The sequence below is a fragment of the Sodalis sp. RH14 genome (assembly GCF_047324285.1).
Classification (GTDB): domain Bacteria; phylum Pseudomonadota; class Gammaproteobacteria; order Enterobacterales; family Enterobacteriaceae; genus Acerihabitans.
Genome location: NZ_CP178739.1, coordinates 618,756 through 630,990, shown reverse-complemented (window position 1 = coordinate 630,990; position 12,235 = coordinate 618,756). Strand labels below are relative to the sequence as shown.

Genomic DNA, 12,235 nt, shown 5'->3' with positions numbered 1-12,235 from the left:
ATCAACACATGATCGTCGATGAATATCGCCGAAAGAATCGCTTTATGTCGATGGCGCTTGCCGACCAGGCCACGGCCCGCTGTGAACACCCTACAGCGAATAATTCCAAATAAGAATAGATGGTATTCATTTAGCGTCAATTTCATTCTCAAGAAGAATATGAGAATCTGCATTCGTCCACCCGCTCAGGGTCCAGAATTGAAACGAATTGAAAGGAAGAATTATGGCAATCAAGATTTATGGTGATGCAGGCTCGGGCAGCTTGCGTCGCGTGAACACGGCTGCGAAGATCATGGGCATTGAACTCGAACGCGTTAACGTTGATCTGTTCAAAGGCGAGAGCCAGACCGCCGAGTTCAAATCGCGCCTCAATCCCCACGGTTTGACACCGGTTCTGGAAGAAGGAGACACCATTCTCTGGGAGTCTTCAGCGATCAATCTGTATCTGGCCAGCAAGGTGGATTCGCCGCTGGCCGGAACCACGCAGGAGGAGCGCTTTCAGGTCCTTCAGTGGATGTTCTGGTCGGGCGAGCAGTGGCGTACTTTCACCACCACCATCTTTGATGAGCGGGTCGGGAAGACGGTTATGGGCTTACCGAAGGACGAGCCCCTCATTAAGTTCGCTGAGGGTAAGATTCGCGCCGCAGCGAAAGTACTCGACCAGCATCTTGCAGGCCGCAAGTTCATGGTTGGCCAAGCGTTGACCTTGGCTGATATTGATATTGCGGCGCCCTTCTCCCAAGTCGATCGGGCAAAGTTTCCGTTCAAGGAATATCCGAACCTCATCGCTTGGCACGATAATCTTCTTCAGTCGTTCCCAGCGTGGGCGGAGACGAAGGCTGAGATTGATGACCGTATGGATGGCTTCCTGGCGAGTGTCGGCGTGAAGCTATAAATTCACGGCTTTCCGTACGGCCAGCACGCGTATGGAGAGGGTGCGGACTTGGACGTTGTGGCGCGGGCCGGCACAAGAACAATCCACGGCGACGCTTCGCGACCACAATCCATGGACTGTATTCATCATCTTTATCCGGCTGGGTTTGACCTCTTTCGCCTTATCGTCTTGCCGCCAGCCAGACCGTATGCCCCGAACAGTGGGGATCTTCCGGCACCATGTCGATGACATCGAAGCCATGCGCATCCAGTAGCGCGCGGTATTCTTCCGGCGCCAGGCTCGCATGGAACAGCGGCTCGCCCTCAAATTGTCCCATTGCGATCCCCTTCCCTGGGCCGCTGGTAAACATCAGCGCGCTGCCCGGGTGGCTGTGCCGCGCAAAGATCGGGAACATCTTTTGTTGGTCCCGCTGGGTGAGATGGAAAAAACTGTCCCACGCAATCAGGCCAGCAAAGGTTTCGCCGAGCGCCAGCTTGCGCATATCCAGCGCCAGCCAGCGCTGCGCGGGAAAACGCGCGCGGGCGCGATCCAGCATCGCTGTGGCGCCATCAATACCGGTGAGCTGAAAACCCAGTTGAATAAAATACCCGGCAATGGGCTGACCATTACCGCAACCGATATCGAGAATGTGCCCCTCCCCGCCAATCGCGGTGATGAACTTATCCAGCCAGCTTTTTTCAACGAGCGTGCGCGAGCGCTGGCGGGCAAAGGCATCAGCATGGCGCTGGTAGAGGGAAAGAATATTTTTTGCCGCGTGTTTGTCCACAACTCCCCCGCTGTTTTCATTTTTTCAATTCCGCTCAGGCAATGCTTCCAGCCGTCCAGTCATGCTCAAACACGCTTTAACCTGCGGTTTTCCCGTTGCGCGAAGAGAGCCATGCCGGCTATCATCGCCGCCGCAAAGATGGCCCCCTTGAGTGATCCGGTGCCCAGTAAGACCAAGGCCGGTCCGGGACAAATACCCGCCAGGCCCCAGCCGATGCCAAATAAAGCCGCGCCGCCAATCAGCGGCTTATCAATCCGGCGGTTGTCGGGGAGAGACAGTGTCTCGGCAAAGACCGGGCGCGAACGCTTTTTTACGGAACGGAACGCCAAAAAACCGACGCTGATGGCTCCCCCCATCACAAACGCCAAAGACGGATCCCATACTCGGGTGATATCGAGGAAACCAATCACCTTGCCTGGATCCGCCATACCGCTGACGAGAAGCCCGACGCCGAATAATAACCCGGCGATCAAAGAGAAAAACACATTCATTGCCGTCTCCGGATGGGTGCAATCACCGTAAATACCCCTTCAGCCAAACGGTCACCGCAGCAACACACATAAACGTAACGGTGGCTGCCAGCGATCGCGGCGATAACCGTGAGAGGCCGCAGACCCCGTGACCACTGGTACAACCTGACCCGTAGCGGGTACCGATACCGACCAGCAGTCCCGCAATGATCAGCAGAGGCCAGGACGCGTCGACGGTACTTTCAGGCAGTGGGGAAAATTGTTTATACACCAGCGGGGATGCGACCATGCCGAGCAGAAAGGCCAGCCGCCATGCGCGATCGGCGGTTTTCAGCGATAATAAGCCGCCCAGGATGCCGCTTATTCCGGCGATCCGGCCGCAAAACAGGATCAAAACCCACGCCGCCCCACCGATCAGCAGGCCCCCGGCAAAACTTTGCCCGGGGGTGAAGTGCTGCATATCAATGATCATTGCCCACGCCCTCCTCTGCCGGTCCCGGGCAGTAAAGCTGATATAATGTCTTGAGTAATACCACGATGTCCGGGTCGCCTATCCGATAAAAAATCTGTTTTCCTTCACGGCGCGTGGCAACCATTTTTTTTCTGCGCAGGACGCCCAGTTGCTGGGATAACGTCGGCTGAACTATCCCCAGCGCGCTTGCCAGCTCGCCGACCGAAGACTCATGCTGACTGAGGTGGCATAACAGCAGCAGACGATCTTCGTTCGCCAGTGATTTTAATACGCCAAGGGTTCTGGCGGCGGCTAACCGCATCCTTTCCCGCTCGCTCCGGTGGTTCATCTGCTGTCGGACGCCTTAAGGTATAGTTGTTAACAATTTATAAATTAATATAATATTATATTGTATATCGAGATGAAATAGCCAGCCCATGATGATCTTCCGGCGACAGCCGCCTTGCTGTGTCCCGGCTGTTATCGCCTTAACACCTCTTCCACGAAAAGCGCAAACTGTCTGGCTTTCGCACTGGTCATCCGCCCTGTGGGAAATACCGCCCATAAATCAATATCCGGCAGCGACCATGCCTCCAGCAACCGACGGACGCCGCCGTTGGCCAATTCCCGGGCAAACATCCAGTCGGAGGCGATGGTGAGCCCCATATGCGCAAGTACGGCGGCGCGGATGCCTTCGGCGGCGCTGAGGCGCACCCGTCCCCGCATAGCAACGGAAATGTCGCTGCCGCCGCGGGTAAAACGCCAGACGTCGCTTGTCTGGCTAAAACCAATCGCCTCATGCTCCGCCAGATCGGCGGGCTTTTCCGGCTCCCCGAACCGGGCGAGATATTCAGGCGTGGCAAGCACCGAACGACGGGAGGTGGCCAGCCTGCGCGCCACGGCGTTCGAATCCGCAAGCCGGCCCATGCGCAGGGAGATGTCGATACCTTCGGCAAGCAGGTCAATGGGCCGGTCATCCAAAATGAGATCCACGCTCAGGTCGGGATGTTGCGCCATAAATTGCGGCAAATGGGGAATCACATGCAGGCGGGCGAACGTCGGCGCGGCGGAAATCCGTAAATTGCCGGCAAGGCCCGCCGCGATCCCCTTGGCCGCGACATCGGCTTCATCCGCCCCCTCGATAACAACGCGCGCATGTTCGTAATAGCGTAATCCCGCCTCGGTGGGCGTCAGGCCGTGGGTTGAACGCAGCAGTAAACGCACCTGCAGCCGCGCCTCCAGTTGCGCAATGGTTTTCGAAACCGCCGGCTGGCCGATATTTAATATTCTCGCCGCGCCGGAAAAAGAGCCGGCATCCACCACGCGAATAAACACGATCATCGCCTGCAGCCGATCCATATATTCCCCCTGGGAATGAGCGTTATCGCTTCGTGCCATCTGCCATTCCTGCGTAGTAATAGCAGATACTCTGTCCACACGCTAGCCCACAACGTACGGAGAGTTGCCATGTACCACCTTTACGCCTTCGCCACGCCTAACAGCGTCAAGGCCGTCATCATGCTGGAGGAACTGGCTCAGGACTATCAGCTGCGCCCCATCAACGTGAAACAGGGTGAACAAAAGGGCGATGCGTTCCTCGCACTGAACCCCAACGGTAAGGTGCCGGTACTGGTGGAAGCCGGTGTCGAAGGGAATGAACCGCTGGTGCTGACCGAGTCCTCGGCCATTCTGGTTTATCTGGCTGAAAAGCACGGCCGGCTCTTGCCGAACGGCGGCGCCGAACGCGCAAGGGTCTTCGAGCAGCTGTTCTTTCATGCCTCGGCGCTGAGCCCAAGCTTCGGCCAGGCGGGATTTTTCAAACGCCTGGCAAGCGAGCCGCAACCCCTGGCGGAGCTGCGCTTCAGTACCGAGGCCGAACGGGTTACCGGCCTGATGGATAGGGTGTTGCATGAACGCCGGTTCGTGGCGGGCGACATCTACAGCATCGCCGACATTGCCCATTTCGGCTGGTTCTGGCGGCGCGAATTCGCCGGCGTCACCCTGGATGTCCATCCCAATATCGCACGCTGGTACGACCAGATGAGCCAGCGTCCGGCGGTCCGCCGCGCCATTACACGTCTCAACGCGCTGGTCCCTCAGGCCTGATTTCTCATTACCGGAGTAATAAACCATGTTGCATTTTGAAGACTATCGCCATTCATTTCCCAACGCCCGTTTGACACGCTCCGCCAGCGGCGTACTGGAAGTGACCCTGCATACCGATGGCGATACGCTGCAGTTCAACGGCCATACCCATGAACAATTTGTCGATCTTTTTCATGACATCGGCGCGGATCCGGACAACCGCGTGGTGATCCTTACCGGCGCCGGCGACGCGTTTATGGCAACCATCAGCGCCGAAGGCTTTGATTTTTTCACACCCCGCGGCTACGACAAAATATTCCGCGAAGGCAAAAAAGTGCTGATGAATATTCTGGATATCGAGGTACCGATGATTGCGGCGCTTAACGGCCCGGTTCGTCTGCATTCCGAATATGTCCTGCTGGCGGATATTGTCTTGGCCACTCCCGCCACGGTATTCCAGGACAAACCCCATTTCGACTTCGGCATCGTGCCCGGGGACGGCGTCAACCTGCTCTGGCCGGAAGTTATCGGCAGCATACGCGCCCGCTATTTCCTGCTCACCCGGCAGGAACTGGACGCCAAGACCGCCAAGGACTGGGGCGTGGTAAATGAAGTGGTGCCGTCGGGCGACCTGCTGGCCCGTGCCCATGAGATAGCCGAATCGCTCGCCGCTCTGCCCCCGCTCACCGGGCGCTATACGCGCATCGCCCTAACGCAAAAACTGCGCCGCATTGTCGATGAAGGGGCCGGGTATGGCCTGGCGCTGGAAGGCATCAGCGCAGCGGACGTCGCGCTCGCCATGGCCCGGCAAAACTGACCCCGCTATTTATAGCGATGATTTCGGTTCTGGTCATGCCGTCGGCGGACGGCCCCAGGCGGTCCGCATAATCACTTTTATGCAAAAAGGAAAAAATATGTCGCTGCAAATGAAACTCGATGCGTTCAAAGCTGATTTCGAGGCGGGAAAACCGCCGTACAATATGCCGCCAACCGACATTGCCGTCATGCACCGCGCCACCGCGGAGCTTATTGCTTCCGGCGCCGCGCAACGGGCGTTGCAGGCCGGCGATAAAGCGCCGGCCTTCACCCTGGACGATGCCGACGGCAACCGGATATCCTCCGTTGAGCTGCTCAAAAAAGGGCCGCTGGCCATCACTTTTTATCGCGGCGTCTGGTGCCCCTACTGCAATATGGAATTACAGGCATTGCAGGCCGTGCTGGACGATTTTTACGCGGCGGGCGCCAGCCTGGTGGCCATCTCCCCGCAAACCCGGGCCAACAGCCGCAAATCCGTCCGCCAGAATAAACTGGCATTTCCTATCCTGTCCGATGGTGAAAATAGCGTAGCCGCGGCATTCGGCCTGCGCTTTGCGTTACCCGATTATCTGATTGATCTGTACAAAAAGCTGAAAAACGATCTGCCCGCCTTCAATGACGATCCCGGCTGGACCCTGCCCATGCCGGCACGCTATGTGGTGGCGCCGGACGGCACTATCGTCTATGCCGAGGTCAATCCGGATTATACCCGCCGTCCCGAACCGCGAGATCTGCTGCCCGCCATACGCCGTGCAAACGACCGCGCCTGATCACCAGCAAAACCACCCCCGCGCCAGGCGGGGCAGGAGAAAAACGATGTCACGCACATTTCTTATTACCGGCGCCAGCAAAGGTATTGGGCTGGCGCTCTCGGCACGGTTGGCCAGGGACGGCCACCAGGTGATAGGGGTAGCCCGCACCGCCCCGGCGGAAGGTTTCCCCGGCCACTTCGTTGCCATGGACCTCAGCGAGGCTGAAACGGCGAGGACGGAATTTGCCCGCCTTGCCGATCGCTTCCAGATTGACGGCGTGGTGAATAATGTCGGATTGGTCAGACCACAGCCCCTGGACGAGGTGACGCTGGAACAGCTTGCCGAGGTGATGCGGGTCAACCTTTATCCGGCCATTATTGCCACGCAAGCGGCGCTTGCGGGCATGAAGGCGCGCCGCTGGGGACGTGTCGTGAACATTTCCAGCCTGACCGTCCTTGGCGCCGTCGAACGCACTGCCTATGCCGCGGCAAAGGCGGCATTGGTGAGCTTCACGCGCACCTGGGCACTGGAAACGGCCACAACCGGCATCACCGTGAATGCCGTGGCACCGGGTCCGACGGAAACCGCGCTGTTTCGCGCCGGCAATGCCCCCGGCAGCGACGGCGAGCGCCGTTACCTTGCCGCGGTTCCCATGGGCCGCTTCGGCAAGCCTGATGAAATTGCCGCCGCGATTGCCTTCCTGTTGTCGGAAGATGCCGGATTCATTACCGGACAAACGCTGCACGTGGATGGCGGCGCTTCCACGGGAAAATCCGCGTTCTGAGGGAAAAGGCAGCCGCAGTAAAACCCGCGGTACGGGGAACCAACGCGTTGTCTTGCCGACGAAATGTTGGCTATCACGACGGGCGATGGTCCGTACTGCCGCGTATCTGCCTGTCAGCGACGAATTCATTACAAATAGAAGGCGGTTACGCGTTCGCGGCACGCTGAAAAAACAGGCCCCCTTCAGCGCTAAACTTAATTCGGGAGGGGTTTTCGTAACGGTGCGCCAGGGACCGGATTTCAAAGGTCAGAGGGTGAAAATACGCGTTCCCGGAATACTGAGCGCAAAATCGGCACCGAAGATTTTCGCCGGCGTCTGAAATCCAGGTTGGCCGGCGCCGGTAAGTACCCGTTTCGCGGCTTCGACGGCAGCGAGCGGCGTATAGGAATAGCCATTGACCGTCTCGATGACGGCATAATGGCTATCGCCGCCGGCGCCCGTAATTTCCACCGCCGCGCGGGCGGGATTGGCTGCGCGCTCTTGCGGCGAGGGGCCATCGGGCAAGCGGGTTAAGTCCCCTGAAGGAAAGGCGTCGCCGCTAACGTGGACATACATTTCAATGTTGGGGATGCCGGTTGAATGCCAGGCAGTGACAAGATCGCCGAAAGAAAGCGGCATGCATGCTACTTTCCCCGCGCCAAAATCGAAAAAGTCGGTTTCCGCCTGTGTTTTGGTCATCAGCGACCCGTTAACCCTGGTCAGCAGGCCAGCGCTGATAATTTCCCCGGCGCTCACCGCCGATCCGCGCGACATGGCGCCCGCCACCTGAAGCGCGATTCTCAGCCGTACCGGTTCGCGGACCTTTACCGCAAGCGTCGCCGCGAGACAGTCGGTCGGCACCACATCCCAGCCCACGCCGGGCATCAGCATGCTCCCGGTCCCGGCAGCCAGGTCATGCAGTGACTCCGCCAGCCGGTAGACATTGATTTCAGCGGTGATGTCCAGGTAATGGATTCCGCGTTGTATACAGGCCCTCATCAATGGTTCCGCCGTGCTGGCAAAGGGCCCGGCACAGTTCAGCACCACGCTTATGCCGTCCAGGCTGCGGGAGAGGGCCTCGCCGTGTTGTAACGCAAAGGCGGCGGCGCCGACGTTTAATATCTGAGCCAACTCAGCCAGTTTTTCTTTATTTCTGCCGGCAATGACAACGTCAAGACCGGCTGCTTTTGCCTGTTCGGCAATCATGCGCCCGGTATAACCGGTGGCGCCGTATATAAGTAATGTTTTCATGATGGGTGGTGCTGCCAACTTTTGTAGACGAATTCCAGGGTATAGCCGTCGGGATCGATAACACCGGCGGCATAATAGCGGGGATCATAATAAAGGCGCGCGCCCGGCGCGCCGTTGTCGGCGGCTCCCGCGCGCATTGCCGTAGCATAGGCCTCGTCAACCATGGCTTCACTCTCGGCGACGAAACCGACATGCGTGCTACCGCCGGCGGCGGTCCCCGCGCGCAGCCAGAAAAAAATACGCCCGTTCGCGCCAAAACCCTTGAGATCGGGATGCCCCGGCGGTCCGTCGCGGCCGTCATAGTCCACTCGCGTCCTAATGCCGAGCGGCGCCAATGCCGCGGTGTAAAACGCCACCGAACGATCGAGGTCGCTCACCGATAAAAAGATATGATCGAGCATGAAATCTCTCCAAACCATTAAATAGGGTGGCCGCCGGCGGCGTCGGCATGATGATGGCAGGTGAGTATCACACCCATGCCGCGCGCCGCGCACTGGATTGCCGTACTGGCGCCGATACCGCCGCTTCCGCCCGTTATAAGAATAACTTTCATGATGTTTCCTCTCTCTTTGCCAGCCATGACGTGAGAGTAAAGGAAGGACGGCACAAGCGCTTCCGTGTTCCTGCTCGATTCTTACCTGTTTCTGCTTTATGCTCTTTTTAAACACAGATGCCGAGGATGTGGGACATGGCGTTGCAATCCCAGCTTGACGAGCTGTGCGGCCTGGCCGCACATGCCAGTCACTGGCGCACGGAAACCGGCATTCCACGCGTGGCGATGGTGCAGGGGAATGTTCCGCCAGCGGCGCTTGCCGCGGTATATGAGCCCATGGTCAACCTGATCCTCAGGGGAAGCAAAACGATGACGGTGGGAGAACGGGTCTTTAACTATGACCCGGCCTCGTATTTTGTGATGTCGGTTGATTTACCCGCGGTGGGCGCGGTTCATCCGTCCGCGACGGGGGAGCCCTATCTGGCCGTGAGCCTGACCATAGAACCGCAGCGTGTCGCCGCCTTGCTGGATGATTTACCGCCCTCGGCCCTGAAAAACAGGCCGGAAGGCGGTTTTTCCGTCGCCTCCGTGACGGCGGAACTTCTTGATGCCTGGGTCAGAATGCTGCGCCTGATGACCACCCCTGACGACATCGCCGCGCTGGCTCCGGGCTATGAACGGGAAATTCTTTACCATGTGCTTAAGGGACCGCATGGCTGGATGCTGAGGGACATCGCCTCGCCGGGCACCATGCTGGCCCGTATCGGCAATGCCATCCGCTGGTTAAGGCATAATTTCGCCGAAGAGTTTATCGTTGCGTCATTAGCCGAGCGGGAGGCGATGAGCGTCTCGGCTTTTCATCGCCATTTTAAAGCCGTCACGGCCATGAGTCCGTTACAGTATCAAAAGCGCGTGCGGCTGCTTCATGCCAGGACGATGTTATTAGGCAGGCAACAGAGCGTCACCTTTGTTGCGCAGGAAGTGGGCTACAAAAGCGTTCCCCAGTTCAACAGGGATTACGCCCGCATCTTCGGCCTGCCGCCCCTGAAGGATGTGGCCCAATTGCGCAAGGTTATCCATGTGCGCGAGACCCATTAGGAAAAACAGACATTCTGCAATAGGCCCCGGATAGCGGCAAAAGAGCAACAATGCCATCGGCAAATAACACCCATCAATAGCCAGCCCTTCTATGAAAGTGACCCCGGCAACGGCGAATCAGGCAGGGACTAACCCGCTTGCTTGCATTCTTAACGGCACTACGGGATTCTAATCGGCGCTGGATGACATTTTGGAGAAATCATGGCAAATCACTATCGCGACATTTTGGCCACCCCCGGCGTCGTGGGCTTGGCCATCGCGGGTTCCATTGTCCGCCTGCCGCAGGCGATGGTAGGCATCGGTATCATTACGATGTTGGTGCAGCAGCGGGGGCTTTACTGGCTGGCCGGCTCGGTGGCGGCCACCTTTACGCTGGCGAACGCGCTTATCGGCCCCCAGGTATCGAAACGCATTGATCAACACGGCCAAAGCCGGGTACTGCCCATTGTTACCGCCTTCAGTATCACTATGCTGCTGGCGCTGATGATTGCCGCCCATATGGCGGCACCCGCTCCGCTGCTGTTTATCCTTGCCGCACTGGCCGGTACGATGCCGAACATGCCCGCCATGATAAGGGCGCGCTGGACGGGGCTGTTTCGCGGCAAACCGCAATTACACACCGCCTTTTCCCTTGATTCGGTGCTAACGGAACTGGCCTATATTGTCGGCCCGCCGTTGGCCATCGGCCTGAGCACCGGCCTTTTCGCCGAAGCCGGACCTCTAGCCGCCGTCTTGCTGCTGGCGGGGGGCATGACGGCCTTTCTTTTGCAGCGGCGCACGGAGCCGAAGGCGACGATGAGCGACGGCAAGCGCGGGATCTCGACACTGCGCTTCCCCGGCCTGCGTATCATCGTGCTGGCGCTGCTGGCGATGGGCGTGATTGGCGGCTCCATCGATGTGGCCGTCGTTGCCTTCGCCAACGCGCAAGGCTGGCCGACGGCCGCCAGTTTTATCCTCGCGGCCTACGCATTCGGATCGATGACCGCCGGCCTGGCGTTCGGCGCGTTAAGGACTGCCATAGCGATTGACAGGCAATTCCTTATTGGAATACTGGCGACGGCGCTCACGGCCGTATTGCCCATTCTTTCCCCGGATGTCTATATCATGATGGCAATGATCTTTGTGGCGGGCATGTCCTTCGCGCCGACGATGGTCATCGTCCTGAATCTCGGCACCATTATTTTGCCGCCGTCCAGGCTCACCGAAGGCCTGACCTGGATGACGACGGGCATCAGCGTCGGCGTCGCGCTCGGCGGCGCGCTGGCCGGCCAGATCGTCGACGCCTATGGCGCGCGGGCAGGATTCAGCGTGGCCGTTGCCGCGGGGTTGGTTATGGTGGTGGTCGTGCTGTCCGGCCTGGGCACGCTACGTGCCGCCTCCGCCACGCATGCCAGGCTGACCTTCCCCTGCGGATGACAGCCGCGCATAGCGTGTCGGCGCCATCCCGACGTGGCGCGTGAACGCCACGCTGAAGGTACTTGCGGAGCTGTAGCCGACGCGCTCCGCAATCTGGGCAATGCTGCCCTGCGCACGGCGCAACAAATCCTTGGCGATCGCCATGCGCCAGTTAAGCAGATATTCCATCGGCGTCACGCCCACGGCGCGGCTGAACCGCTCAAAGAACGCCGAGCGCGAAAGCGCCGCCGCCTTCGCCAGCTCCGCCACCGTCCAGGGATATGTCGGGCGCTCATGCATCGCCCGGATTGAGACCGCGAGGCGGCAGTCGGTCAGGCCATGCACCAGGCCGGGAGACGCCGCCGTGCCCGCGGTCGATCGCAGCGCTTCAATAAGCAGCACCTCGATCAGGCGCGCCAGCACCACCTCGCGCGCCGGGCGTTGCTCGCGCGTTTCCTCGCTCACGAGTTGCACGAGGGTGGCCAACCGCGGCTCGCCGCGCACGTGCATCAGCTGCGGCAGCAGCGAAACCAGCAAGGCCGCGTCCGGCGAGCCAAAGCTGCAATGGCCCGCCAGCATGCGCAGGTCGGCCGGGCCTTCCTCGCGGCCAATCCTGAACCGGCCCGCGCCCAGCTCGACGGGCAGCGTCTCGGTGCCGGCCGGTGGCGGCACGGCGCTGGACATCGCCACGCCGTAGGCCGAGGGGATGAGGGCGAAGTCGCCCGATTGCAGCGCGATCGGCGCATGCCCGTCCACCGCGAGGCGGCACGCGCCCTCAAGGATCACGCAATAGAACGGCTCTCCGGCGGCCGTACGACTGATAGCCCAGGGCCCGGCGCCGACGACCACCTTCGCGAACCCGGCGCCCGGCTGCAGCAAGGTCACGACCTCGGCGAGCGGATCGATCATATCGGACTCCTGCAAATGAAATATGGACTTTTGATTGTAGCGAGTACGATCCCCAGCGTCTATTATCGGGACATCGCCACCCACTCAGTAA

Annotated in this window: 16 protein-coding genes; 7 read left to right on the top strand and 9 right to left on the bottom strand. The window is 59.5% G+C overall.

Annotation, left to right across the window (positions count from 1 at the left end; genetic code table 11):
* Nucleotides 1–223: 223 nt before the first annotated feature.
* Nucleotides 224–895, top strand: coding sequence for a glutathione S-transferase family protein (locus ACL2XQ_RS02720; RefSeq protein ID WP_413740037.1), 672 nt, complete (start codon nucleotides 224–226; stop codon nucleotides 893–895).
* 160 nt (nucleotides 896–1,055) lie between these two features.
* Here the strand turns inward: ACL2XQ_RS02720 and ACL2XQ_RS02715 are convergent, their stop codons facing one another.
* From ACL2XQ_RS02715 to ACL2XQ_RS02695, 5 genes are all read right to left on the bottom strand, one after another.
* Nucleotides 1,056–1,661: a class I SAM-dependent DNA methyltransferase gene (locus ACL2XQ_RS02715; RefSeq protein WP_413740036.1), complete on the bottom strand. Its 606-nt coding sequence runs from the start codon at nucleotides 1,659–1,661 to the stop codon at nucleotides 1,056–1,058.
* Between the two features lie 65 nt (nucleotides 1,662–1,726).
* On the bottom strand, nucleotides 1,727–2,152 hold the full coding sequence (locus ACL2XQ_RS02710) for a DUF6691 family protein (RefSeq protein WP_413728908.1): 426 nt from the start codon (nucleotides 2,150–2,152) through the stop codon (nucleotides 1,727–1,729).
* A gap of 22 nt (nucleotides 2,153–2,174) precedes the next feature.
* A complete protein-coding gene (locus ACL2XQ_RS02705; protein WP_413728909.1) occupies nucleotides 2,175–2,603 on the bottom strand; it encodes a YeeE/YedE family protein in 429 nt (142 codons plus the stop codon).
* Nucleotides 2,593–2,931, bottom strand: a complete 339-nt coding sequence (locus ACL2XQ_RS02700; protein WP_410012189.1) for a metalloregulator ArsR/SmtB family transcription factor — start codon at nucleotides 2,929–2,931, stop codon at nucleotides 2,593–2,595. The genes ACL2XQ_RS02705 and ACL2XQ_RS02700 overlap by 11 nt, the downstream gene beginning before the upstream one ends.
* 131 nt (nucleotides 2,932–3,062) lie before the next feature.
* Nucleotides 3,063–3,980: a LysR substrate-binding domain-containing protein gene (locus ACL2XQ_RS02695; protein ID WP_413731325.1), complete on the bottom strand. Its 918-nt coding sequence runs from the start codon at nucleotides 3,978–3,980 to the stop codon at nucleotides 3,063–3,065.
* A 69-nt stretch (nucleotides 3,981–4,049) separates the two neighbouring features.
* Here ACL2XQ_RS02695 and ACL2XQ_RS02690 point away from each other — a divergent pair, with 69 nt between their 5' ends.
* The 4 genes from ACL2XQ_RS02690 to ACL2XQ_RS02675 all read left to right on the top strand — a co-directional run bounded on the left by ACL2XQ_RS02690 (nucleotide 4,050) and on the right by ACL2XQ_RS02675 (nucleotide 7,019).
* Complete coding sequence (locus tag ACL2XQ_RS02690; RefSeq protein WP_413740035.1) at nucleotides 4,050–4,688, top strand: glutathione S-transferase family protein; 639 nt, start codon at nucleotides 4,050–4,052, stop codon at nucleotides 4,686–4,688.
* 25 nt (nucleotides 4,689–4,713) lie between these two features.
* Entirely contained in the window at nucleotides 4,714–5,484 is a 771-nt protein-coding gene (locus ACL2XQ_RS02685; protein ID WP_413728912.1) for an enoyl-CoA hydratase/isomerase family protein, read from the top strand.
* Nucleotides 5,485–5,581: 97 nt separating this feature from the next.
* Nucleotides 5,582–6,253 carry a peroxiredoxin-like family protein gene (locus tag ACL2XQ_RS02680; RefSeq protein ID WP_413722058.1) on the top strand — a complete coding sequence of 224 codons (672 nt, stop codon included), beginning with the start codon at nucleotides 5,582–5,584 and terminating at the stop codon, nucleotides 6,251–6,253.
* A gap of 46 nt (nucleotides 6,254–6,299) precedes the next feature.
* The gene (locus ACL2XQ_RS02675; RefSeq protein ID WP_410012194.1) at nucleotides 6,300–7,019 is read left to right on the top strand and encodes an SDR family oxidoreductase; all 720 of its coding nucleotides are present in this window, start codon (nucleotides 6,300–6,302) and stop codon (nucleotides 7,017–7,019) included.
* 246 nt (nucleotides 7,020–7,265) lie between these two features.
* Here the strand turns inward: ACL2XQ_RS02675 and ACL2XQ_RS02670 are convergent, their stop codons facing one another.
* From ACL2XQ_RS02670 to ACL2XQ_RS02660, 3 genes are read right to left on the bottom strand one after another with little or no spacing between them, the layout of a single operon-like run.
* Nucleotides 7,266–8,249 carry a saccharopine dehydrogenase family protein gene (locus tag ACL2XQ_RS02670; RefSeq protein WP_413740034.1) on the bottom strand — a complete coding sequence of 328 codons (984 nt, stop codon included), beginning with the start codon at nucleotides 8,247–8,249 and terminating at the stop codon, nucleotides 7,266–7,268.
* A complete protein-coding gene (locus tag ACL2XQ_RS02665; protein WP_413740033.1) occupies nucleotides 8,246–8,650 on the bottom strand; it encodes a VOC family protein in 405 nt (134 codons plus the stop codon). The genes ACL2XQ_RS02670 and ACL2XQ_RS02665 overlap by 4 nt, the downstream gene beginning before the upstream one ends.
* Before the next feature lie 17 nt (nucleotides 8,651–8,667).
* Entirely contained in the window at nucleotides 8,668–8,802 is a 135-nt protein-coding gene (locus ACL2XQ_RS02660; protein ID WP_413722056.1) for an SDR family NAD(P)-dependent oxidoreductase, read from the bottom strand.
* Between the two features lie 135 nt (nucleotides 8,803–8,937).
* Between ACL2XQ_RS02660 and ACL2XQ_RS02655 the strand changes: the two genes are divergently transcribed.
* Both ACL2XQ_RS02655 and ACL2XQ_RS02650 read left to right on the top strand, forming a co-directional pair.
* Nucleotides 8,938–9,840 carry an AraC family transcriptional regulator N-terminal domain-containing protein gene (locus ACL2XQ_RS02655; protein WP_413722055.1) on the top strand — a complete coding sequence of 301 codons (903 nt, stop codon included), beginning with the start codon at nucleotides 8,938–8,940 and terminating at the stop codon, nucleotides 9,838–9,840.
* Between the two features lie 201 nt (nucleotides 9,841–10,041).
* Complete coding sequence (locus ACL2XQ_RS02650) at nucleotides 10,042–11,256, top strand: MFS transporter (RefSeq protein WP_413740032.1); 1,215 nt, start codon at nucleotides 10,042–10,044, stop codon at nucleotides 11,254–11,256.
* Here the strand turns inward: ACL2XQ_RS02650 and ACL2XQ_RS02645 are convergent.
* A complete protein-coding gene (locus ACL2XQ_RS02645) occupies nucleotides 11,206–12,144 on the bottom strand; it encodes an AraC family transcriptional regulator (RefSeq protein WP_413740031.1) in 939 nt (312 codons plus the stop codon). The genes ACL2XQ_RS02650 and ACL2XQ_RS02645 overlap by 51 nt on opposite strands.
* Between the last annotated feature and the right edge of the window lie 91 nt (nucleotides 12,145–12,235).